17 protein-coding genes are annotated in these 23,136 nt (G+C 69.9%); 6 read left to right on the forward strand and 11 right to left on the reverse strand.

Translation table 11 applies throughout. From position 1 onward, the window contains the following. Positions 1–44: 44 nt before the first annotated feature. The 3 genes from rsmA to AC1DH3_RS11230 form a co-directional block, all read right to left on the reverse strand. On the reverse strand, positions 45–953 hold the full coding sequence (gene rsmA, locus AC1DH3_RS11220; protein ID WP_476893229.1) for a 16S rRNA (adenine(1518)-N(6)/adenine(1519)-N(6))-dimethyltransferase RsmA: 909 nt from the start codon (positions 951–953) through the stop codon (positions 45–47). 140 nt (positions 954–1,093) lie between these two features. Then, positions 1,094–2,281, reverse strand: a complete 1,188-nt coding sequence (locus AC1DH3_RS11225) for a ubiquitin-like domain-containing protein (protein ID WP_476893230.1) — start codon at positions 2,279–2,281, stop codon at positions 1,094–1,096. A gap of 282 nt (positions 2,282–2,563) precedes the next feature. Continuing rightward, the gene (locus AC1DH3_RS11230) at positions 2,564–3,496 is read right to left on the reverse strand and encodes a TatD family hydrolase (RefSeq protein ID WP_476893231.1); all 933 of its coding nucleotides are present in this window, start codon (positions 3,494–3,496) and stop codon (positions 2,564–2,566) included. 159 nt (positions 3,497–3,655) lie between these two features. Here AC1DH3_RS11230 and AC1DH3_RS11235 point away from each other — a divergent pair, with 159 nt between their 5' ends. The 3 genes from AC1DH3_RS11235 to AC1DH3_RS11245 are packed head-to-tail and all read left to right on the forward strand — an operon-like array spanning position 3,656 to position 8,724. Beyond that, positions 3,656–4,771, forward strand: a complete 1,116-nt coding sequence (locus AC1DH3_RS11235) for an AAA family ATPase (protein WP_476893232.1) — start codon at positions 3,656–3,658, stop codon at positions 4,769–4,771. Between the two features lie 15 nt (positions 4,772–4,786). Next, positions 4,787–6,190, forward strand: coding sequence for a DUF58 domain-containing protein (locus tag AC1DH3_RS11240; RefSeq protein WP_476893233.1), 1,404 nt, complete (start codon positions 4,787–4,789; stop codon positions 6,188–6,190). Then, positions 6,187–8,724: a transglutaminase TgpA family protein gene (locus AC1DH3_RS11245; protein WP_441418455.1), complete on the forward strand. Its 2,538-nt coding sequence runs from the start codon at positions 6,187–6,189 to the stop codon at positions 8,722–8,724. The genes AC1DH3_RS11240 and AC1DH3_RS11245 overlap by 4 nt, the downstream gene beginning before the upstream one ends. Here AC1DH3_RS11245 and AC1DH3_RS11250 read toward each other — a convergent pair. Next, the gene (locus AC1DH3_RS11250) at positions 8,721–10,220 is read right to left on the reverse strand and encodes an NAD-dependent succinate-semialdehyde dehydrogenase (protein ID WP_441418456.1); all 1,500 of its coding nucleotides are present in this window, start codon (positions 10,218–10,220) and stop codon (positions 8,721–8,723) included. The two genes, AC1DH3_RS11245 and AC1DH3_RS11250, sit on opposite strands and share 4 nt — an antisense overlap. 199 nt (positions 10,221–10,419) lie before the next feature. Next, on the reverse strand, positions 10,420–11,337 hold the full coding sequence (rsmI, locus tag AC1DH3_RS11255) for a 16S rRNA (cytidine(1402)-2'-O)-methyltransferase (protein ID WP_441418457.1): 918 nt from the start codon (positions 11,335–11,337) through the stop codon (positions 10,420–10,422). 67 nt (positions 11,338–11,404) lie between these two features. On the opposite strand from rsmI, the gene AC1DH3_RS11260 reads away from it, so the two are divergent. Together AC1DH3_RS11260 and AC1DH3_RS11265 are read left to right on the forward strand one after the other, a co-directional pair. After that, a complete protein-coding gene (locus tag AC1DH3_RS11260) occupies positions 11,405–13,153 on the forward strand; it encodes a dolichyl-phosphate-mannose--protein mannosyltransferase (protein WP_476909343.1) in 1,749 nt (582 codons plus the stop codon). 62 nt (positions 13,154–13,215) lie between these two features. Next, the gene (locus tag AC1DH3_RS11265; RefSeq protein ID WP_441418459.1) at positions 13,216–15,045 is read left to right on the forward strand and encodes an AMP-dependent synthetase/ligase; all 1,830 of its coding nucleotides are present in this window, start codon (positions 13,216–13,218) and stop codon (positions 15,043–15,045) included. A gap of 99 nt (positions 15,046–15,144) precedes the next feature. Here the strand turns inward: AC1DH3_RS11265 and AC1DH3_RS11270 are convergent, their stop codons facing one another. Then, complete coding sequence (locus AC1DH3_RS11270; protein WP_476909344.1) at positions 15,145–16,464, reverse strand: TIGR01906 family membrane protein; 1,320 nt, start codon at positions 16,462–16,464, stop codon at positions 15,145–15,147. A 124-nt stretch (positions 16,465–16,588) separates the two neighbouring features. Beyond that, on the reverse strand, positions 16,589–17,581 hold the full coding sequence (locus AC1DH3_RS11275; protein WP_441418461.1) for a stage II sporulation protein M: 993 nt from the start codon (positions 17,579–17,581) through the stop codon (positions 16,589–16,591). 172 nt (positions 17,582–17,753) lie between these two features. Here AC1DH3_RS11275 and AC1DH3_RS11280 point away from each other — a divergent pair, with 172 nt between their 5' ends. After that, on the forward strand, positions 17,754–18,560 hold the full coding sequence (locus tag AC1DH3_RS11280; RefSeq protein WP_441418462.1) for an RDD family protein: 807 nt from the start codon (positions 17,754–17,756) through the stop codon (positions 18,558–18,560). 43 nt (positions 18,561–18,603) lie between these two features. On the opposite strand, the gene AC1DH3_RS11285 is transcribed toward AC1DH3_RS11280, so the two are convergent. The 4 genes from AC1DH3_RS11285 to AC1DH3_RS11300 form a co-directional block, all read right to left on the reverse strand. Beyond that, the gene (locus AC1DH3_RS11285; protein WP_441418463.1) at positions 18,604–19,803 is read right to left on the reverse strand and encodes a L,D-transpeptidase; all 1,200 of its coding nucleotides are present in this window, start codon (positions 19,801–19,803) and stop codon (positions 18,604–18,606) included. 114 nt (positions 19,804–19,917) lie between these two features. After that, positions 19,918–21,141, reverse strand: a complete 1,224-nt coding sequence (locus AC1DH3_RS11290) for a L,D-transpeptidase (RefSeq protein ID WP_441418566.1) — start codon at positions 21,139–21,141, stop codon at positions 19,918–19,920. 143 nt (positions 21,142–21,284) lie between these two features. Next, entirely contained in the window at positions 21,285–22,763 is a 1,479-nt protein-coding gene (gene ahcY / locus AC1DH3_RS11295) for an adenosylhomocysteinase (RefSeq protein WP_441418464.1), read from the reverse strand. A gap of 119 nt (positions 22,764–22,882) precedes the next feature. Beyond that, complete coding sequence (locus AC1DH3_RS11300) at positions 22,883–23,131, reverse strand: Trm112 family protein (RefSeq protein ID WP_441418465.1); 249 nt, start codon at positions 23,129–23,131, stop codon at positions 22,883–22,885. Positions 23,132–23,136 lie beyond the last annotated feature (5 nt).

Here is a 23,136-nt window from a genome sequence, read left to right on the forward strand (position 1 = left end):
GCATGGCAGGCTGAGGCTCCAAGCAGAACCGTCGGCCGCGGCGCTCAGGTGGCGGGCCGGGCGTGTGCTTCGGCGACGCGGGCGAAGGCGGTGATATCGAGCACTTCGCCCCGGGCGGTGGGGTCGACGCCGGCGGCCCGGAGACAGCGTTCGGCTTCGGCGGCGCTTCCGGCCCAGCCCGCCAGAGCGGCCCGGAGGGTCTTGCGCCGCTGGGCGAAGGCCGCATCGATGACGGCGAAGACCTCTTCCCGGGTGGCGGAGGTTGCCGGCGGTTCCCGCCGGGTGAAGGCGACGAGCCCGGAATGGATCTTGGGCGCCGGCCAGAAGACGTTCATCCCGATCACACCGGCCTTGCGCATGCCGCTGTACCAGGCTGCCTTGACCGAGGGGACGCCGTAGGTCTTGGAACCCGGGCCGGCGGCGAGCCGGTCGGCCACCTCGTCCTGGACCATGACCAGGCCGTGCCGCAGGCTCGGGAAATGCTGCAGCAGGTGCAGCACGACGGGGACGGCCACGTTGTAGGGAAGATTGGCGACCAGCGCCGTGGGCTGCACCGGCAGCTCGGTCACCTTCATCGCGTCGGCGAGGACCAGGTGGAAATTTTCGACGGCGCCGGGGCGCCAGCGTGCCACGGTGTCGGGCAGTTTGGCGGCGAGGACCGGGTCGATTTCGACGGCGACGACCGAGGTGGCGGCGTCCAGCAGGCCCAAGGTCAGCGAGCCGAGGCCCGGGCCGACTTCCAGCACGGTCTCGTCCGCGCTGATGTCCGCCGCGGCGACGATGCGCCGGATGGTGTTGCCGTCGATGACGAAGTTCTGGCCCAGGGTCTTGGTGGGACGGACCCCGATTTCCTCGGCCAGCCTGCGGATGTCGGAGGCGCCCAGGAGCTGCGCTGGGGCACCGGCGGTCGCCGCGGAGCGCTCGACGGGGGCGGAGGGGGTCGGTTCAGTCACCTAGGTATCCTATCCCGCGGCGGCAACGGCGAAGGCCGGTCCCGGGATCCGGGACCGGCCTTCGAAGGTGCGCCGCGGCGGTGGTCAGCCGATGCGGCAACCGTGGTTGCCTGACCGGCCACGCGGGCCGGAATGGGGTGTCAGCTGGAGGCCGCCCAGCCGCAGCCCCACGGGGACAGTCCGCGCTCAGCGTAGACGCGGTTGGCAATGGCAATCTGCTGGGCCTTGCTGGCCTGGCTGGCGTTGGGGGCATACGCGCCGCCGCCGGCACCGAGCCAGGTCTGGACGTCGAACTGGAGCCCGCCGTAGTAGCCGTTGCCGGAGTTGATGGACCAGTTGCCGCCGGACTCGCACTGCGCGATCTTGTCCCACATGCCCACGTTCATCATCGCCGGGGCCGCGGCGCCGGTGTTTGCGGCGGCCGGGGCGGCAGCCTCCACCTTGGGCTTCTCCTTGGTGCCGATGCTGACCTTTTCGGTGACCGGCTCGCGCGTGACCTTCTGGGCCACGAGCGTCCGGGAGGCGATACGGCCGTCCACGAGGACCAGCTTGAAGCTCTTGCTGATGCTGCCGGCCACACCGGCCTGGATGACCTTCTGCTCGCCCTTCGGCAGCGCCGCGTCCTCGGCGGTCAGCGTCTCGAAGGGTACGGCTTCGGTGGTGGCCGCGGTCTTGGACGTGTCAACGCGGGAGACCTTGACCACCATGTTGTTGACGACCGGTGCGTTGCCGGGCTGCGAGGTGCGGTCGCTGGCGCCGAGCTTGACGCCGGCGTCGGCGAGGACGCCGCCGACGGTCGCCGCCGTCGTCATGGTCTTGGTGGCCTTGCCGTCGGCCACGAGGGTCACGGCCTTCGGCGTGGAGATACTGACGAAGGAACCGGAGACGGCCAGCTGCGCGTCCTTCGGAACGGAGATCTTCGAGGCGGAGGCGACGCCGAGTTCCGTCACGAGCCCTTCGACGGTGGGCGCGGTGGTGGTGATGGTCCGCTCGGCGCCGTCCACGCTGACCTTCACGGCCTTGGCGAGGTTGACGTTGATGACGGATCCGTCCTGCACATGGGATTCAGCCGAAGGCGACACCTTGTCGGCGGCCTGCAGCTCGACCTTGGCGCCGCGGACCACTTGGCCGACGGTGCCGCCGAAGGTCTGCACGGAGCTCACTCGTCCGTCGACGTTGAGGGTGACCGTCTTGTTGTTGCCAACGAAGGCGACCAGGCCGAGCACGAGTGCCACGAGCACCACGAGTTGCGCGCCGACCTTGACGAAGCTGAACTTGCCGTCCGATGTGAAGAACTTGACCACGATTGCCCATATCTTTTGGACCATCCGGGCACGGGGAAAAGCGCACACGTTTCCCCGGCGCAAACACCCCCAAGGGCAGCTCCGGAGCAGCTCCGGATATTTGCGGAAAACGCGGGCACCGCCACACTTCCAAACGAGAGCGCACACGTGGATCCTTTGCCACAATGCGCGCCCTGAGGTAGTGAAATTCTCCGAAGGCCTTCCCCGACCCCGGCTAATAGTTGTCCACTGTAACCGTAGCGTTATAAACCAACCAAGATTTTGTACATACCCGGTATGTTGCCAGAGTGACGGCGGGTGCTGCCTTTAGTCCCAGGATCCGTATGCCTGCAGGGTATTTTCGGCCAACTGCGTGCACAGCGCGGAGAGCTCGCGGCCTGTCAATTCCGCCATCGCCCGAACCGTGTAAGGAATCATGTAGCTGGCGTTTGGCCTCCCCCGGTGCGGGTGCGGAGTGAGGAACGGGGCGTCGGTTTCGACCAGGATGCGTCCGGGCTCGGCGATGGCCAGGGCCGCGCGCAGGTTCGCCGCGTTCTTGAAGGTCACCGTCCCGGCGAACGACATGTACCAGCCCTCGGCGTTGCAGGTCCGGGCGAGCTCCTCGCCGCCGGAGAAGCAGTGGAAAACCACCCGTTCCGGAGCGCCCTCCTCCCGGAGCACCTGTACGACGTCGTCGTGGGCGTCGCGGTCGTGGATCTGCAGAGTCAGGCCAAGCCGCTTGGCGATATCGATGTGGCGGCGGAAGGAGTACCGCTGCTGGGCGAGCCCCTCCCCCTCGGTGCGGAAGAAATCAAGGCCGGTCTCGCCGATGGCACGGATCCGCGGGTGGGAGGCCAGCGCCTCGATTTCCGCCAGCGCCTCCTCCAGTTCGCCGCGGGCCGCGTAGGCCGGGGCGTCGTTGGGGTGCAGCGCGACGGCGCCAAGCAGCCGCGAGTCCTCCTCCACCGCCTGCACGGTGAAGCGGGATGACTCAAGGTCGCAGCCCACCTGCACGGCGCCCCGGACCCCCACGGCCTCGGCGGCGTCGAGGGCATCCTTGATGCTGACTGCCGGGCTCCCGTTGGCAAAATCGGCATCCGGGAAGTCCAGGTGGGTGTGGTTGTCCATCACCGGGACGGGCAGCGGTTCCGGCGCCGGCGGATACGGCTTCCGGCCGGACGGGGCAGTTCCGGACGGGCCGGCGCCGCTTCCGTCGCTGCCGGTCTCGCGGAAGGGTGCGGGGATCAGCGGATTGCACATCCTTCCAGCCTAGCTGCGGGCCGGGCGGAGAATTACCCGGAACTCTCTGTCTGCTTTGTCAGTTGTGTTAGTACGCTGATACCAAGACAGGCGTGCAGCAGTGGGGGCCCGGCCTTCGCGCCGCTCCGCCCGGACCGCACCAGGGCTGAAAGGCTGCCGATGGACTACCACCGACGTACCTCCGTTGACGAAGCGCTGCCGGAGCCGCAGGGCCTCCCGGCGCGAGCCGGCGTTATTCCGGCGCCGATGGAGGCCGCGGCATTCCACGCCGCCAGCGAGCGCATCCTGCGGGCCATCAACACGGTGATCGACGGCAAGGCCGAAGCCGCCAAGCTGGCGCTGACTGTGCTCCTCGCCCAGGGCCACCTGCTCCTCGAGGACGTTCCCGGCGTGGGCAAGACGCTGCTGGCCAAGACCCTCGCCCGGACCATCGACTGTTCCGTCAGCCGGATCCAGTTCACCCCGGATCTGCTGCCCTCCGATGTCACGGGCGTGTCCATCTATAACCAGGCCTCCCGGATGTTCGAGTTCCGCCCCGGCGCGGTGTTCGCCAATATCGTGATCGGCGACGAGATCAACCGCGCCTCCGCCAAGACCCAGTCCGCGCTGTTGGAGTGCATGGAGGAGCACCAGGTCACGGTGGACGGGAAATCCTACAAACTGGACGAACCCTTCATGGTGGTGGCGACGCAGAACCCGATCGAGATGGAAGGCACCTATCCGCTGCCGGAAGCGCAGCGCGACCGCTTCATGGCCCGAATCTCGATGGGCTATCCGGACCGCGACGCCGAGATGGAGATGCTGGAGACCCACCAGGCTACGTCCCCGCTGACCAAGGTGACGGCCGTGGTAACCGCGGACGAGGTGGCGTCAATGATCGCCACCGTCCAGCAGGTCTATGTATCCCGCCCGATCAAGGAATACACGGTGGCCCTGGGCCGCGCCACGAGGGAGAGCGCCATGCTCCGGCTTGGCGCGAGCCCCCGGTCCATGCTGCAGCTGCTGCGTGCTGCGAAGGCCACCGCCGCACTGGAGGGCCGGGACTTCGTGCTGCCCGACGACGTCGTGAGCGTGGCGGAATCGGTGCTGGCCCACCGGATCATCCTGGACCGCAAGGCCGCCAGCACCGGAGAGACGCCGCAGAGCGTCATCCGGTCCATCCTCGCGCGGGTGCCGGTCGGGCAGGAAACGGCGCCAGCGCAGGCCCGGACCCGCACCGACGGCGACGGCGGCCGTTCCGCCGCGCGGCCGTCGGCCCTCCCCACCGGCCGCTAGGGGGCTGAGGCGGCCGTGGCGGTGCTGGACCGGTTCCCTAGGCACATCTTCAGCTCGCGCGGCTGGGGCCTGTTGGGAGCGGGCGTCCTGTCCCTGCTGGCCGCTCAAATACTGGGCCGCCGCGACCTGCTGGCGCTGGCGCTCCTGTTGCTGGTCCTCCCGCTGCTGTCCCTTGCCGGCACGCGCGTGCTGAAACCCCGGTTCCGGGTCTACCGCGAGTTCAACCCATCCCCGGTGGAAACCTCCGCGACGACCACCGTCCGGCTGGCGGTGGCCCGCACCGGTCCGGGCAACGGCCTGGCCCTGATGGAGGAGCAGCTGCCGTCCCGGTTCGGGCAGTCCCCGGTGTTCCGCTTCCCGGCGCGGACCGCCGTCGCGGGAACCAGCCGCTACGAATACCAGCTTCGGAGCGCGAAACGCGGCCAGTTCCTGATCGGGCCGGTCACGGCCGAATTCAGCGACCCTTTCGGGCTCTCCGTGCACCGCCACGCGATCGACGCCGGCGACGTCCTCACGGTGACCCCCGCCGCCGTCGAGCTCCCCGCGACCGGGCTCGCGGGCGCACGCGGCCACGACGGCGTCACCGCGACGCGGATCCGCGCGAACCCCAGCGACGACGACGTCATGACCCGCGAGTACCGGCACGGCGATCCGATGCGACGCGTGCACTGGGCGGCGACCGCCCGGCACGGCTCCCTCATGGTGCGGCAGGAGGAATCGGTCACGACTCCGGAAGCCACGATCATCCTGGACCAGCGCTTCCAGGCCTACGCGCAGGGCGCAGGCTATGTTTCCGGCGGCGCGGCCGCGGACGGGCATGAACTGGTCACCAGCGACGCCTTCGAATGGGCCGTCACGGCCGCGATGTCCATCAGCACCCACCTTGGCGAGCGCAACTACGCGCTGCGCTGCCTGGACCCGGCCGGGGATCCAGCCTTCCTGAATTCGCCGTCGGCGCCGGAGCCGGAGGCCGACGAGTACGCCGGGACCGGCGGCCTGCAGTCCATTGCGGAGAGCCTGGCCGCCATCGCGCTCAGCGGTCCGCGCCACGGCGCAGCCGACGCCGGGCCGCAGCCTTTCGACGACCGGCTGATGGACAAGCTCTCCGCGCACCGCCTGCGGGGGCCGATCCTGGCGATCCTGGGCCGTCTCTCGCCGGCGGAGGCGCGCGCGCTGGCCCCGGCGGCGGGGTTCGGCGCGAATGCCTTCGCCCTCCTGGTCACGGACCGCGCGGCTGACACCGGGCCGGTCCTGGAGATCCTGCGCCGCGGCGGCTGGCGCGCCGTCGCCGTCTCCGCGGCTACCCCGCTGCCGGCCGCCTGGTCCGCCTTCGACCAGGACGGCGCCGCCGGGCTTCCGCCGGCCGCAGGATCAGCGGCGGCCGACGGAGCCCGGCCCGTCGCGGGAGGCCGGCGATGACCCTGACCCCGCAGCGCAACAGGGTCCCGGGACCGTCCGCGGCCGAGCCCGGACGGCCCTCCGTCCCGGTGCCGGGCGCGGCCGCCGGGCCGAAGGGTGCCGGTGTCGAGCCCTGGGCAATGGGGCTCGCCGTCGCGGTGGCCGTCGCCGGCGCGGCGCTGGGGCTCAACGGCGTGCTGCGCGGCTGGGCCTGGTACCCGGCGGTGCTCACCACGGTTTTCACCGTCGCGCTGGCGATGGCGGGGCTCCGGGCCCTGCGGCTGCACGGCGTCCTGGTCGGCGCGGGAGGCTTCGTGGTGCTGGCCCTGGTCCTCACCTTCACCTTCTTCCGCCAGCACAGCATCGCCGGATTCATTCCGTCCGGCGACACCATGGCCCAGCTGCAGCGGTACCTGCGGCGGGCCAGCGAGACCGTGCTCGCCGAGAGCTCACCGGTGGCGCCCAACGCCGGCATCGTCCTGCTGATCTGCGGGGTGCTCGGCCTGGTGGTGGTCCTGGTCGACGCCCTCGCCGTCCCGCTCGCGCTGCCGGCGACCAGCGGGCTCGGGATCCTGGCCATCCTGGTGGTTCCGGCCATGGTGAAACCGCAGAGCGTCGGCTGGCTGGGCTTCACCGGCGCCGCGGCGGGCTACCTCATGATCTTGGCCAGCAGCCACTGGTTCCACCCCAACTCCCGGACCCGGGCGGACACGGCGCGCAATCCCGGCCAGCTCAAACGCGCTTCCCTGACCGGGGCGGTGGCGCTGGTCCTGACGCTGCTGTTCCAGCTGGCCATCCCGGGCTTCGACCAGGGCATCTTTCCGCAGGGATCCCGGCTGAATCCCTGGGGATCCGCGAGCGGATTGAACCCTATGATCAGCCTCGGCAACAGCCTGCGCAGCCCCACCGGCGACGGACGGATTACCTACGCCACCAACGCCTCGCAGGCGCCGTACCTGCGCTCCGTCACCGTGGACAGCTTCGACGGCGATGCGTGGGCGCCGGACGACCGTGACGCCAGCCGGCAGCCGGGCACCGGAAGAATGGACCCGGGGCCCGCCCCCAGCGTGGAAGAACAGGTCCGGGTGGTCACGGCCGTCAACACGGGCCAGTTCACGAGCCCGTACCTGCCCGCCCCCTACGCGCCCGAGTCGGTGAACGGCCTGACCGGCCGGTGGAGCTGGGATCCGGCCACGCTGAGCATCAAGGGCCTGGACACCAACTCGCGCAACCAGCAGTACGTTGTGGCGTCGGTGGCGCCGAAGCTCACCCGGGCCGTGCTGGCTGACTCCCCGGACAGGGCGCAGGCGGTGCCGGACACCTTCACCCGGGTCCCCGCCAACGTCCCCCAGATCGTGCGGCAGACCGCGGACACGGTCACGGCGGGAAGCCGCGGCAACTACGCCAAGGCCATGGCGATCCAGCAGTACCTGCGTTCCGCGGAGTTCAGCTACTCGCTCCAGTCCCCCGTCCAGGGTGGCTACGACGGCAACGGGTTGTCCGTGCTGGCGGACTTCCTGGCCCAGAAGAGCGGCTACTGCATCCACTTCTCCTCGGCGATGGCCGTGATGGCGCGGCTGGAGGGGATCCCGAGCCGGGTCGCCGTCGGCTACGCTCCCGGACGCGCCACCGGGTCCACCGTGACGATCCCGGGCCTGGGGGCGCTGCCCGAGTATGAGGTGGACGCCCGTGACGCGCATGCCTGGCCCGAACTGTACTTCCAGGGCGTCGGCTGGGTGGCCTTCGAGCCGACGCCCTCGCGCGGCGTGGTGCCGGGCTACGCCACCGAGCCGGCGGCGCGCAGCGGCGCCAGCACCAACGAGAACAACGATGGCCTGATCCCCGAGGATGACCTCAAACCCACGGCGGCCCCTGCGCCCGCACCGTTGCCGTTGCCCGCAACCGCGGGCGGGGACGGGTCCGGCAGCAGCTTGGTCCCCCTGTTGTACGGCTCCGGCGGGCTGCTGCTGGTGCTCCTGCTGCTGTCGGCCCCGGCGCTGGCGCGCGGCGGCGTCCGGCGGCGGCGGCTCAAGGCCTCCGGCTTGTCGGGGGCAGCCGCCCCGGCCTGGGCGGAGCTGCGGGACCTGGCCACGGACTTCGGGATCCCGCCGCGCAGCAGCGAAACGCCGCGGCATTTTTCCGCCCGGCTGCGCGGTTCAGCGGCGCTCGGCGAGCCGGGCGGCGTGGACGCCCCGGCCCACGCTGCCGTGGCCTCCCTGAGCGCCGACTTTGAACGGCAGCGCTACGGCCGCCCCGGCCCGGACTCCCCGGCGGGCAACTCCCGGCCGGACTCCCGGCCGGACTCCCTGCCGGGCTCCCTGCCGGACTCTCCCGCGGACAGGGTCGAACAGGTCCGGGACGCATTGCGCGCCCACGCTTCGTGGTGGACCCGTTGGCGCGCCATCTGGCTGCCGCCGTCGCTCACGGCCGGCTGGCGGCGCCGGGCATGGACACCGCTGCGGGCCGTTTCGGTCCCGGCCAGGGCAGCCGGACGCGGCGCCGCGGAATCCTGGTCCAGGGTCCGCGACGCCGCCCGCAGGCTTCGCCGAAGCTAGCCGGCGTAGGGGTCGGCGATGCCGATGTACTGCGTGTAGAGGTATTCCTCGATGCCTTCGAGGCCGCCCTCGCGGCCCAGGCCGGACTGCTTGACTCCGCCGAACGGTGCTGCCGCGTTGGACACGACGCCGGCGTTCAGGCCCAGCATGCCGGTTTCGAGGCGTTCGCCCATCCGGATGCCCCGGTTGAGGTCCTTGGTGAAGACGTACGCCACCAGGCCGTATTCGGTGTTGTTCGCGAGCCGGACGGCCTCGTCCTCGGTGTCGAAGGTGATGATCGGGGCGACGGGTCCGAAGATCTCCTCGGACAGGATCCGGGTGCCCTCGGTGACGCCCTTGAGGATCGTGGGCTGGTAGAAGTAGCCCGGACCCTCGACGGCGGCGCCGCCCAGCACTGTCACAGCGCCGGCGTTCACCGCGTCCGTGACGAGCTCGTGGACCTTGTCGCGGCTCTTCGCGTCGATCAGCGGGCCGACCTTGGAGTCCGCCTCGGTGCCCCGGGCCGTGGTCATGTCCTTCATCTTCGCGGCGAACTTCTCCGCGAACTCGTCGGCCACGGACTCGTGCACGATGAAGCGGTTCGCCGCGGTGCAGGCCTCGCCCATGTTCCGCAGCTTCGCCAGCATTGCTCCGGCTACCGCGGCGTCGACGTCGGCGTCCTCAAACACCACGAACGGGGCGTTGCCGCCGAGTTCCATCGAGGTCCGCAGCACCGTCTCGGAGGCGTCCGCGAGCAGCCGGCGGCCCACCTCGGTGGAGCCGGTGAAGGAAAGCTTACGGAGCCGGGAATCCTTGATCAGCGGGCCGGTCGTGGCGCCCGCGGTGGAGGTCGGGATCACGTTCAGCACGCCCGCGGGCAGGCCGGCTTCCAGCATGACGGCAGCAAAGAGCTGCGAGGTCAGCGGCGTGAGGTTCGCGGACTTGAGCACCATGGTGCAGCCGGCGGCGACGGCCGGGGCGATCTTGCGGGTGGCCATGGCCAGCGGGAAGTTCCACGGCGTGATCAGCAGGCACGGCCCCACCGGCTTCTTGGTCACCAGGAGCCGGGACTTGCCGTCCGGGGAAACCGAGTAGCGGCCAAACGCGCGGACGGCTTCCTCGGAGAACCAGCGCAGGAACTCGGCGCCGTACGTGACTTCGCCGCGGGCTTCGGCCAGCGGCTTGCCCATCTCCAGGGTCATCAGCAGCGCGAAGTCCTCGGCCCGTTCGGTGACGAGCTCGAAGGCGCGGCGCAGGATCTCACCGCGCTCCCGCGGCGGGACCTTGGCCCAGGACTCCTGCGCGGCGGCGGCCGCGTCCAGGGCGGCGGCGCCGTCCTCGGGACCGGCGTCGGCCAGGCTCAACAGCACCTTGCCGGTGGCGGGATCCTCGACGTCGAACGTCTTGCCGGACGCGGCCGGACGCCACTGTCCGTCAATCAGCAGGCCTGTCGGCACGGACGCCAGCAGTGCGGCCTCGCGCTCCGCGGTAACGGTGGGCTGGGCAGTTACAGTCACAATGACTCCCTCGTCAGCAATGGGTTCGGAAAATTTTCTGATCAGCCCCGCACCGGCTTGCGCCGCGGGCCTGGACTACTGCCACGGTACTGCCGGGCTCTCCGGGGTGTCTACGCATCTGCGCACTAGACCAAGCCGGATCTGCTGTGCAGCTGCACAACGGCGGCGCGGCCCCGCAGCCCGCGGCCGGAGCCCCGCGTCAGCGCGCGGCGAGAACGGCGGAATAGAGTTCGCGTTTGCTGACCCTGGCGTCATCGGCCACCGCGGCGACGGCCTCCTTCAGCCTGATGCCCTGGGCGATCAGCGCGTTCACGGCCGCGACCTGGTCCTCCGGCTTACCCGGCTCCCGCTCGGGCGCACCGCCCACGACGACGGCGATCTCGCCACGGACCTCGTTGGTTTCGGCCCAGCGGAGCAGTTCGCGCAGGGTCCCGCGGATGACCTCTTCGTAGGTTTTGGTGAGTTCCCGGCAGACGGCCGCGCGGCGGTCGGCGCCGAAGCGTTCGTGCAAGGCCCGGAGCATGGGCTCCAGCCGGTGCGGCGCCTCGAAGAACACCATGGTGCGACGCTCGGCGTCGAGGTCCGCGAGCCGCGAGGTCCGTTCGCCGGCCTTCCGCGGCAGGAAGCCCTCGAAACAAAAGCGGTCCGTCGGCAGCCCGGACAGGGCGAGCGCGGTCAGTACGGCGGACGGGCCCGGAACGGCGGTGACGGTGAGCCCGGCGGCGACGGCGCCTTCGACCAGGCGGAAGCCGGGGTCCGAGACCGAGGGCATGCCGGCGTCGGTCACCATGACCAGGGTCTTGCCGGAGCGGACCTGGTCCAGGAGTTCGCCGGTCTTGGCTGCCTCGTTGTGCTCGTGGTAGCTGATCACCCGGCCCGCCACGGTGATGCCGAGGCTTTGAACCAGCCGGTGCAGCCGCCGGGTGTCCTCGGCGGCGACGATGTCCGCCGTTTCCAGCAGCCCGATCAGCCGGGCGGAGGCGTCGCCGACGTTGCCGATCGGGGTGGCGGCAAGCACGATCCGGCCCGGTCCGGCGGCCGTCCCCGCTGCCGGAACGGCGTCGGCGGAGGCGGGTGCCGGGGAATTGCCTTGGGAGGTGCTTTGTTCGGGATCCACCCCATAAGCCTACTGCCGGCGGGCGCGCGGGACCGACGATCACGGCCGCGAAAGGTAGCATGGCAACGTGACGCAGACCCCCATGCGGCCTGCCGAGGCCGGTTCAGCCGAGGCCGTGCCCGCCGACGGCAGCCCGGACAGCACCCGCCACCACGCCCGGAAGCCGGACCTGCCGGGCACCGGACGCAACCTCGAGGGGCACCGCTGGATCAGCCGTCCCGGCAAGGCATTCGACGCCGAGGACCTGACAGAGCGGCTGATCGGCAACATCCGCAGCTGGCGCGACTATCCGCCCTCGCTGCGCCTGTGGTTCTGGCTCATCCCGGCCCTCACCGCGGTGCTCGGCGGAATCCTGCGCTTCGTCCGGCTGGACACCCCGCACAACCTGGTGTTCGACGAAACCTACTACGTCAAGGACGGCTACTCCCTCCTGGTCAGCGGCTACGAGCGCGCCTGGCCGGACAAGGCCAACGACTCCTTCATCGCGGGCAACCCCGGGGTACTGCTGGACAGCCCCGAGTACGTGGTCCACCCGCCGGTGGGCAAGTGGATGATCGCCGCCGGGATGTGGCTCTTCGGCCCGGAAAACCCGTTCGGGTGGCGCTTCGGGGCCGCCCTGACCGGCACCCTTTCGATCTTCCTGCTCGCCTTGATTGCGCAGAAGCTTTTCCGCTCGCTCACCCTGGGCGCCGTGGCCGGGGTGCTGCTGGCGGTGGACGGCCACCACCTGGTGATGTCCCGCACCTCGCTGCTGGACATTTTCCTGATGTTCTGGATCCTCGCGGCCTTTGGCGCGCTGTTGATGGACCGCGACGACGGCCGACGCCGGCTCGCGAAGCGGCTCGGCAGACAAGCCGCGGCCTCCGCCGAGGAGCGCCCCTCCCGGCTGCAGCTTGCGGCCGGGCCGTGGCTGGGGATCCGCTGGTGGCGGCTGGCCGCCGGTGTCTGCCTCGGTCTCGCGGTCGGCACCAAATGGTCAGCTCTGTTCTTCCTGGCCGGCTTCGGGCTGATGACGGTCCTGTGGGACCTCAGCGCGCGCCGGATCGCCGGCGTGCATGGCTGGATCACGGGCGGCATCCTCAAGGACGGCATCGGCGCCTTCCTGAGCATCGTCCCGGTCGCGGCACTGGTCTATACGGCCACCTGGGCCGGCTGGTTCCGCTCCAGCAACGCCTATTTCCGGCACTGGGCCGAAACCAACCCCTCGGCCCAGTGGGGCTGGCTGCCCGATTCACTCCGTTCGTTGGCCCACTACCACCTCGAGGCCTACAAGTTCCATCAGGGCCTGAGCGCGGACCACCCCTACGAGGCGAGTGCCTGGAGCTGGCTGGTCCTGGGCCGGCCTACGTCGTTCTTCTATGAGTCGTCCAAGCAGGGAACGGCCGGCTGCGAGCTGCCCAGTTGCACCTCGGCCATCCTCTCGGTCGGCAACCCGCTGATCTGGTGGAGCGCGGCGGTCTGCCTCGGCATCTTGCTCTTCTGGTGGGCGGGCCGGCGCGACTGGCGCGCCGGGGCCATCCTGGCCGCCGTGGGCGCCGGCTACCTGCCGTGGTTCATGTACCCGGAACGCACCATGTTCTTCTTCTATGCGGTGTCCTTCGAGCCGTTCCTGGTGCTGGCCCTGGTGTACTGCCTGGGGCTGGTCCTGGGCCGGCGCACCGACCCGCTCTGGCGGCGCCGCTCCGGCCTCCTACTCGTCGCGCTGTTTGTCGTCGCGGCCGTGCTGCTCTCGGCGTTCTTTTACCCGGTGTGGACCGCGGAGCTGATTACGTACCAGGACTGGCGCCTGCGGATGTGGATGCCGTCCTGGATCTAGGGCAGGATTACTAGCGGAGCCCGCGTCCGCGGGGCCGCGGACCGGAACGGGAGACACGGGTTGTGAGAGAAGCTAGCACCGGACTGCTCGTCGAGCTGGATCCGGAAAGCAATGTCACGGACCTGCTGCTGGAGCAGCACGCCAAGGATCCGGTGCATGCGCTCTATGCCCGCAAGGGCCCCGCCGGCTGGACAGACATTCCGGCCCAGCAGTTCCTGGACCAGGTCACGGCCCTGGCCAAGGGGCTGATCGCCGGCGGACTTACCCCGGGCGAGACGGTCGCGGTCATGTCCGCCACCCGGTACGAATGGACCGTGGTGGACTTCGCCATCTGGTTCGCCGGCGGCGTCACCGTCCCCATCTATGAGACCTCCTCCGCCAGCCAGGTCGAGTGGATCCTGCACGACTCCGGCGCCCGCCGCGTCGTCGTCGAAAACGCGGCGAAGGCCACGCTGGTACAGGGCGTGCTGGACGGCTCGGAGCTGCTGGCGGGCCGGGTGCTCGGCGTGGTCCGGATGGACTACGCCGGCGCGGCGCCGAACCTCGCCAGCCTGGCTGCCGCCGGCACCGGCGTCAGCGACGCAGAGCTGGAGCGGCAGCGCTCGGCGGCCGGCCTCGCCGATGTGGCCTCCCTGGTCTACACTTCCGGCACCACGGGCCGGCCCAAGGGCTGCGAAATCACGCACGGCAACTTTGCCCTCGTCGCGAAGAACATCGTCCTGTTCCTGCCGGAGATCCTGCTGCAGCCCCCCACCCGGACGCTGATGTTCCTCCCGCTGGCCCACGTCCTGGCCCGCGCCGTGCAGGTGATCTGCCTCAGTGCCGGGACCACGCTGGGCCACACCTCCAATGCCAAGGAACTGCTGGAGGACCTCGGCACGTTCCAGCCGACCTTCCTGCTCGTGGTGCCCCGGATCTTTGAGAAGGTCTATGCCGGCGCCGCGCACAAAGCGGCGCTGGCCGGCAAGGACCGCCTCTTCGAGGCGGCCGCCGCCGTCGCCGTCGACTACTCAAAGGCGCTCGACGCCGCCGCCCGCGGTGAGGGCGCGGGGCCCGGCTGGCTCCTACGCGCCAAGCACGGCGTCTTCGACCGGGTGCTGTACCCGAAACTGCGGCAGGCGTTCGGCGGCCGCCTCGGCTACACCGTCTCCGGGGCCAGCCCGCTCAGTTCCCACGATGCGCACTTCTTCCGCGGCGCCGGCGTCCCCGTTCTCGAAGGCTACGGCCTGACCGAAACGACGGCGCCGTGCACGGCCAACACCCCGACGCGCACCAAAGTGGGGACCGTGGGCATCCCGGTGCCCGGCACCACCATCAGGATCGCCGACGACGGCGAGATCCTGGTCAAGGGCATCGGTGTCTTCAAGGGGTACCACGCCAACGAGGCGGCCAACGCCGAAGCGTTCGTCGACGGGTTTTTCCGCACCGGCGACCTCGGCTCCCTGGACGCCGACGGTTTCCTGACCATCACGGGGCGGAAGAAGGACCTGCTGGTCACCGCGGGCGGAAAGAACGTGGCACCCGGACCGCTGGAGGAAAAGATCCGCGAGCACCAGCTGGTGGCGCAGGCAGTGGTGGTCGGTGACGGGCGGCCGTTTGTGTCAGCCCTGGTCAACCTGGACCCGGAGGGCCTGGAGAACTGGTGTGCCGCGCAGCGCATCCCCGTCATGGGCGCCACGGAGGCGGCGGCCAACGACCAGGTCCGGGCCGCCATCCAGGCCGCCGTCGACGACGCCAACGCCTTGGTGTCCAAGGCGGAGTCGATCCGCACCTTCGTGGTGCTGGACGCCGATTTCACGGTCGAGTCCGGGCACCTCACGCCGTCACTGAAGCTCAAGCGCTCCGCCGTTGTGCGTGATTTCCAGGCCCACATCGACCGGATCTACGGCTAGGGACGCGGCGCCCGGCAGCGGCGCACGCAAAAGCGGCCGGCACTCTCGTGCCGGCCGCTTTTTGTCTCTCCGGGTCTGTGGGTCTCCGGGTCTCCAGGCTTAGGAGGCGCCCTCGCGGCGAGCGGCTGCCGCTTCGTTGCTGGCGGCGTCGGTTCCGGCGTCTGCGTCGCGGCCGGCCGGGCCGTCGACGGCGCCGTTCCGGCTGCGCTTGAAGCGGCGGCCCTTGAGCTCGGCCGGGTCCGCGGCGACGTCCCCGGCGTCCTCGGCGGCGGAGGCATTCCGGACCCGGGGTGGCAGTCCGCGGCGTTTGCGGGTCGGCCAGGTGAGGATCAGCGTGAGCAGGGCTGCGAGCAGGACGAGGGCACCGATCACGATCCCGGCGTCAACCCAGAATTGGCCCGGGAACAGCCGGATCAGGGTGTCCTGAAGGGAGAAGGTCCAGGTGCCGTTGGCGAAGAAGACGCGGTGGAACTCGGTGAAGAACTGCTCCCAGCCCAGCACCGCGAGTACGCCCAGGCCGACGATGATCACGAGCGTGACGATGGAACCTGCGAACAGGCCGCGGCGTACTCCCCCGGTGCTGCGCCGGCGCAGGTACAGGATGGCAACCAGGCTGAGCACCACCAGCAAGGCACCGGCTCCGAAGGCGGAGAGGATGACAAGCTTGACGTCGGCCATGTGGCTGACTTCGCCGTCCTTGAAAAGCGGCTCGCCGGAGCGGTTCACGAGCTCGCCGAGGTAGCGCGGGCCGGACCAGTTGCTCAGGTAGTCGACAGCGTAGGAGCCGTACGTCATCCGGTCGTCGGTGTTGAAGCCGTAGCCGTCCCCCGGGAAGCCCGGGCGGTTGTATTCCACCCAGAGGAACAGCGGGCTGGTCACGGCGCGGACGGCCAGGACCAGCAGGATCACCGGGTAGCAGACCGCGAGCAGGACCTGCATCACCCGGGGGGCGACCGGCTTGGCGTTGGCGGCATGTTCGCGCTCGGCGTTGCGGCGTTCCACCTCTTCGCGCGGCGGCCGGACCTGTAGGGCCGAGGTGGGCAGCGACTCGTTGAATTTTTCCGTCCCGGCAGCGCCGGCGGGCGTGGCAGCGCCGGCGGGCGTGGCAGCGCCGGCCGCGGCGTCGTCGGCTGCCTTCCGTTCGGCGCGCCGGCCCTGGCGTTCACCGGCGGCCGGGGTTCCGGCCGGATCGACCGGAACCGGCGCCGCGGCCGTGCGCTCAGCGTCCGGCGCCGCGGCGGTGGGCTCAGCGTCCGGCGCCGCGGCGGTCCGCTCGGTCTCGGGAGCTCCGGAGGCTGCGTCGGACCGCTTGCCCGCGCCGGCCGGCTTCATCCACTCGAAGGCAGGCTCGCCGGCGTCGTCGGCAGAATCCAGGTGCGGATCCTGCCGATTCGGAGGGGTGGGACTTTTTTCGGTCACTGCAGCTTCGCTTCCGTAGGGTTCCGCGCCGCCGGGCCTTGGGCCGGCGGCGCCACATATCTGACACCGAGCCTACCGTCAGGGCCTCAGCCCCGGCGAGGTGCCACCCCGTGGCCGGGCGGATTCAGGCGGAAATTTCGGCGTAACCGGCGTCCCCGCTGCCGAGGTCACCGGTGGCGCCGGAACGGTGCGCACGCCCGCCAAACACCAGCACGTACGCCCAGTAAGCGGCCAGGACGGCGGCGCCGATGGTGATCTTGGCCCACACCGGCAGATCGCTCGGCGTCACATAGCCTTCAACCACGCCCGAGACCAGCAGCACCAGGACGAGGCCGAGGGCCACGGTGATGAGCGAGCGGCCCTCGGCGGCGAGCGCCTGCGAGCGGCGGCGTGGCCCGGGCGCCACCACTGCCCAGAAGATCCGCAGCCCTGCCGCGCAGGCCACGAAGACCGCCGTCAGTTCCATCAGCCCGTGCGGGAGGATGTAGCTGAAGAACACGTCGAGCTTGCCGGCGCCGGCGAAGACCCCGGCGGCGACACCGACACCCTGGGCATTGCCGATCAGGATCATCGGGACCCAGAACCCGGTGATGCCCAGCGCCACGGCCTGAGCGGCGATCCAGGCGTTGTTGGTCCAGACCAGGCCGGCGAAGGACGCGGCGGGATTCTCCGAGTAGTAGTTGATGAAGTCCTGCTCCACGTAGCGGCGGACCTCGGCATCCGAGCCCAGGGCGCGCAGGGCCTCCGGGGAGTTGCCGATCCAGAGCGCATAGGCGGCGGCGATCAGGCAGAACGCGAGCCCGCACCAGGCGGTCAGCCAGCGGATCCGGTAGAGGGCGGCGGGCAGTGCGACGACGAAGAACTGGGCGAGGTCCTCCATGAAGTTGGATCTCGCGCCGGTGAAGCGGGTGCGGGCCTGAGCAAGGCTGGCGGACAGCGCGGCGGACAGCCCGCTCTCGGGGGCCACGGACCGCAGCAGCGAAAGGTCGGCCGATGCGCCCTGGTAGAGCCGCAACAGCTCGTCGGCGTCGGTCCCGCTGAGCCTGCGCTGGTGCGCCAGCGCGTGCAGCCGCGCCCATTTGTCCCCGTTCACCAGGGAGAACGCCTCGATGTCCACGGCACCACCCTAGCGCCCGCGAACGGGCAGTTGCGGCCCCACCACGGCGCGAACGGGCAGTTCCGGCCCCGGTTGCCCCGGAAAACGTGGCGGCAAAGGTCTGTCCGCGCTCAGGACCGGCACCTGACGATGGTTAGACTGTGCCTGACTGGCAGACGAGCGGGGGTCCGGGTTGAGTTCCATCATCACAGGCGAGGGCGTCGTCCTGGAGTTGCGGCCGGCGTCGTTCGCCGCCCGGGCGCTGGGCCTGCTGCTGGACGTCCTGGCACACACCGCCGTGCTCTGGGGCCTGCTGGTGGTAGTCGGCGCCGCCGCCCCCGAGCTGGATCGTGCCGCCATGGGCGCCCTGGTCACCGTCGTCGTCGTCTTCTGCTTCGTGGTGCTGCCCGTCACGGTGGAAACCCTCAGCCGCGGCCTGTCGCTGGGGAAGCTGGCAACCGGCCTGCGGATCGTGCGCGACGACGGCGGCGCGATCCGTTTCCGGCATGCCCTGATCCGGGGCCTGATAGGTTTCCTCGAGATTTACACGACGCTGGGCGGACTGGCGATCGCCGTCGCGCTCTTCAACGGGAAGTCCAAGCGGCTCGGTGACCTGGTGGCCGGCACCTATGCGTTGCGACGGCGGGTGCAGGCCGAAGCTCCCGTGCTGCACAGCGTGCCGTTCCACCTCCAGCCCTGGGTGTCGCTCGCGGACATTGGCCGGATTCCGGACGCCGCGGCCCGCCGCGCCTCGCTCTTCATCCGCCAGGCCCACCGCATGTCCCCCGGCTCCCGGGTGGCGATGGCGCAGTCGCTGGCCACCGAGCTAGCGGCGCACGTTGCTCCCCCGCCGCCGGCCGGAACCGGGCCGGAGGAATACCTGGCCGCGGTGCTGGGCGAGCGGAGCCGCCGCGAGCTGGACCGCCTGCGGCTCACCCGGGAACGCAACGCGCGCCTCGGCGCACGGCTTGGGCGGCTGCCGCACCAGCGGGCCCGCTGACCTCGTCCGGCCGCGGGGCTCGGCGTTTGCCGGCCGCGCGGGCTCAGCGCTTGCCGTACTGGGCCCAGGGGATGTTCCAGTCACCGAAGCCTTCCAGCGGCTCCACCGGCGCCGCCCCCGTGTTCAGGGTCTGCACCACGTCGCCGGTCCTCATGTTGTTGAAGAACCACTGGGCGTCCGCCGGGAGCAGTCCAACACAACCGTGAGAGACGTTGAACCGGCCCACCGCGCCCCACGCGGACTCCAGTGCCTGGTGGACGTAGACGCCCGACGTCGTCAGCCGGTTGGCGTACTCGACGGTAAGCGGCGGGTAGTAGCCTTTGTCGCCGGGCTTGAGGCCGATGCTGCCGGCGTTGAATTTGGAGCGGCGTTCCTGCTCCATGATGACGGCGTAACCGGAGGGTGATAGCCAGTCCTCGCCGCCCAGGGTGACCGGTGCGGTCTTGACCAGCCGGCCGTCGAAGTAGACCTTCATCGTCTTCGTGACGTCGTCCACGACGGCGAGCCGCTGCGGCCCCACCTTGTAGGACACCGGGACGTTCGAGTTGCCGACCATGCCGTTGCCGAAGTCGACGCCGAACAGCTTCAGGTCCACGGTGATCCGGCTGTTGGCGGCCCAGAAGCGCTCCGGCCGGATCCGGACGCGCCGGTCCGAGTACCAGCGCCAGGCGACGGCCTGACCGGAGGAGACGGTGACCTTCACGGCCTTCTCCATGGCCGCCTTGTTGATGACCGGCTCGCTGAACACGATCTCAATGGGCTGCCCGGCGCCAATGGTGCTGTCGCCCCGCGGATAGACCGCGGCGTCGGCTTCGTTGGCCGTGGCGACGGTCGAGAAGCTTTGGACCTTCTTCGTCTCCCGGCCGGCCAGGTCCACGATCGTGAAGCTGTAGTGGTACCGGGTGTCGAACTCCAGGGGGTCCCCGGCGGTCCAGATGGAGCCGTCCGCGCTGGTGGTGCCGGGGACCGGGGCGCCGCCGGGTTCGGGCCGCAGCACCACGTCCTTGACTACGCCGTTGACGGCTTTGACCGACGGCAGGGCGGCCGGGTTGACGTCCCGGGCGCCGTCGGTCGGCGTTACCCCGAGTTCAACGGCCTTCACGACAGGCGCAACCAGGCCCGAGACGTTGCGCATCGGCGACCCCGCTTCCGAGGGCAGGTCGCTGTCCGCCCAGACCGGGCCGGTGGCGACGCCAATTCCGCCGGCACAGATGGCGAGGCAGATGCCGGCTACTGCCAGCATCTTGCCGGTACTTCGACCGCTCTTGCCTTGCCTTACCGTCTTGGCCATCCCGCATCCCCCAACTGCAATTCCCCCATTGTGCAAATCCCCCGGCGCCTTGCCAGGCGCCCCGGCTCAGTTCGCGTACTTCGCCCAGGGGATGTTCCAGTCCCCGAAGCCGTCGTCGTACGCCGCATAGTCGCCGTCGGTGTTGACCACCTGGACCACGTCCCCGGTCGTCATGTTGTCGAAGACCCACTTGGCACCGGCCGGTCCCAGGCCGACGCAGCCGTGTGAGAGGTTCACCTTGCCGATGTAGGGCATCGCGGAGGCCGTGGCCTGGTGGATGAACTCGCCGCTGGGGGTCAGTCGTGTGGCGTAATTGACGTCGAGCTGCCCGTAGTAGGCCGGGTCGCCCGGTTTGAGGCCGATGGTGCGGGCGTCCATGTGCTCCACCCGGTATTTCTCCATCAGCACCAGGTAGCCGCGCGCCGACGGGAACCGGGTGTCCCCCATGGTCGCGGGCCACCGCCCGACTTGCCGGTCGTTGATCGAGGCCGTGAAGGTGTGCGCCTTGGCATCCGCCACGGCGACCTTCTTGTCGCCAATGTGGACCGTGACCAACTTATTGAAGTTGCCGACCTGGCCCTTGCCCAGATTGACGCCAAAGAGCTTGATGTCCATGGTGATGGTGCTGTTGGCCGCCCAAAAATTCTGCGGCCGGTACCGGACCATGGTGTTGCTGAACCAGTGGAAGTCCCCGACCTGGCCCGAGGTGGAGCTGATCTTGATTGCCTTTTCGACGGCGGCGCGGTTCAGTACCGGCTCGCTGAAGGTGAGCTGGAGCGGCTGCGCGACCCCGACCTTCATGCCGTCCAGCGGATAGATGGCAGCGTCCGCCTCGTTGGCGGTGGTCACCGTGGTGAAGCTGCGGGTGTTCTCGGTTGATCGTCCCGCGCCGTCAACCACTGAGTAGCTGTAGCTGTAGCGGGTGTTGAATTCCAGCGGCCCGGTGGCGGCCCAGCTGGATCCGTCGGCGCTGAGCTTCCCGTCCACGGACTGGCCCGTCTCGCTTGTCAGGGCCGCCCGCTCAATCCGGCCGTTGCCCACCTTCAGGGTGACCGGGGCGGCCGGGTTGACCTGGACGGCGGCGTCGGCGGGCGCGGCGGCGAGCTGGAGCGGGGGCACCACCGGGAAGGCCAGGCCTTGGGTCGATCGCTCCGGCGATCCTGCTTCGGAGGCAAAGGAGGCGTGCGCCAGGGGTCCTGCCGCGGCGAAGACTCCGCCGCCGGCTGCCAGGGCGCATACGGCTGCCAGCACGGCGGCTTTCCGGCCGGTGCTCCAGCTTTTCGGGGCGATCACAATACTCGGGTCCTTCCAGACGTTACCTTGAAAGCATATGTGAATTTCTGGTGCGGCCCGCCGTTGCCAGCGCCACGATACGGTCACAAAAGGGGCCCCGGACGCTAAGTCCAGGGCCCCTTTTGCTCGCAGTGTCGCGCTTAGTAGCGGTAGTGCTCCGGCTTGTACGGGCCGGCGACGTCGAGGTCCAGGTAGGCAGCCTGTTCCTTGGTCAGCTCGGTCAGTTGCACGCCGAGGGCGCCAAGGTGCAGCCGGGCCACCTTCTCGTCGAGGATCTTCGGCAGCACGTAAACCTGCTTTTCGTACTCGCGCTCACCTTCCGGCTGGCCCGCCTTGGTGAACAGTTCGATCTGCGCGATGGTCTGGTTGGCGAAGGAGTTGCTCATCACGAAGGAGGGGTGCCCAGTCGCGTTGCCGAGGTTCAGCAGCCGGCCCTCGGACAGGACGATGATGGAGCGCTCTTCCGCGGTCCCGGCATCGAAGACCCACTCGTGCACCTGCGGCTTGATCTCGACCTTCTTGATGCCGGGGATCCGGGCGAGCCCGGCCATGTCAATCTCGTTGTCGAAGTGGCCGATGTTGCCCACGATCGCCTTGTCGCGCATCCCGGCCATGTGCTCGGCCATGATGACGTCCTTGTTGCCCGTGGTGGTGATGAAGATGTGGCCTTCAGCCAGCACGCTCTCGAGCGTGGCCACCTGGTAGCCGTCCATCGCCGCCTGCAGCGCGCAGATCGGGTCGATTTCGGTGACGATCACGCGCGAGCCCTGGCCCCGGAACGCCTCCGCGGCGCCCTTGCCGACGTCGCCGTACCCGCATACGACGGCGACCTTGCCGCCCATCAGCACATCGGTGGCGCGGTTGATGCCGTCCGGCAGCGAGTGGCGGATGCCGTACTTGTTGTCGAACTTGCTCTTGGTGACGGAGTCGTTGACGTTGATCGCCGGGAACAACAGCTTGCCCTGCTCGGCGAGCTGGTAGAGACGGTGGACGCCTGTGGTGGTCTCCTCGGTTACGCCGAGCAGGCGCGAGCCGATCCGGGTCCACTTCTGCGGGTCCTTCTGCAGCGAGGCGCGCAGCACCTCGAGGAAGACGCGGCCCTCCTCGGACTCATCGTCGCCTGCCGCCGGCACGGCGCCCAGGGCCTCGAATTCCGCGCCCTTGTGCACCAGCATGGTGGCGTCGCCGCCGTCGTCGAGGATCATGTTCGGGCCCAGGTCCGGGTTGCTGTCCGCACCGGGCCAGGTCAGGATCTGCTCGGCCGTCCACCAGTATTCCTCGAGCGTCTCGCCCTTCCAGGCGAACACCGGAACGCCCTGCGGGTCCTCGACGGTGCCCTGGCCGACCACGACGGCGGCTGCGGCCTCATTCTGGGTGGAGAAGATGTTGCAGGAAGCCCAGCGGACCTCGGCGCCGAGGGCGGTGAGGGTCTCGATCAGCACGGCCGTCTGCACCGTCATGTGCAGGGAGCCGGCGATCCGGGCACCCTTGAGTGGCTGGCTCGCGCCGAACTCCTCGCGCAGGGACATCAGCCCGGGCATCTCGTGCTCTGCGAGGCGGATCTGGTGCCGGCCGGCCTCGGCCAGCGAAATGTCGGCAATTTTATAGTCGAAAGTCATGGGGATCCTTTGGGGTAGCCGGAATATAGCTGAAGGGACTGCAAGTGGTTCGGCGCCGGGGCGCCCTCCGATGGGTCGGCTGCGCTTGTTCCGTCCGCCGCCCGCACCGGAGGGCGGGGCTACTCTGCGGCGTGGCGGGGCGCGCCGTCGTGACGGCCGCCGTCGTGCTGATCGGAGGAGGCGGCGGTGGCCGCGGCCAGCAGCTCCGGCGGCAGCAGCAGCGGGATGCCGTCCTCGATCGTGTAGCGCAGCTTCTGCCCGTTCGAGTCGGGCGACGCGGCGACGAGCTCTTCGCCCTCCTGCACCAGGGCTGAGCCGGTCACGGGGCAGCGCAGGACAGACAACAGTTCGGGACTGATCAGTGGCATGGTGA

It is taken from the genome of Arthrobacter sp. 05L428, from assembly GCF_056397665.1.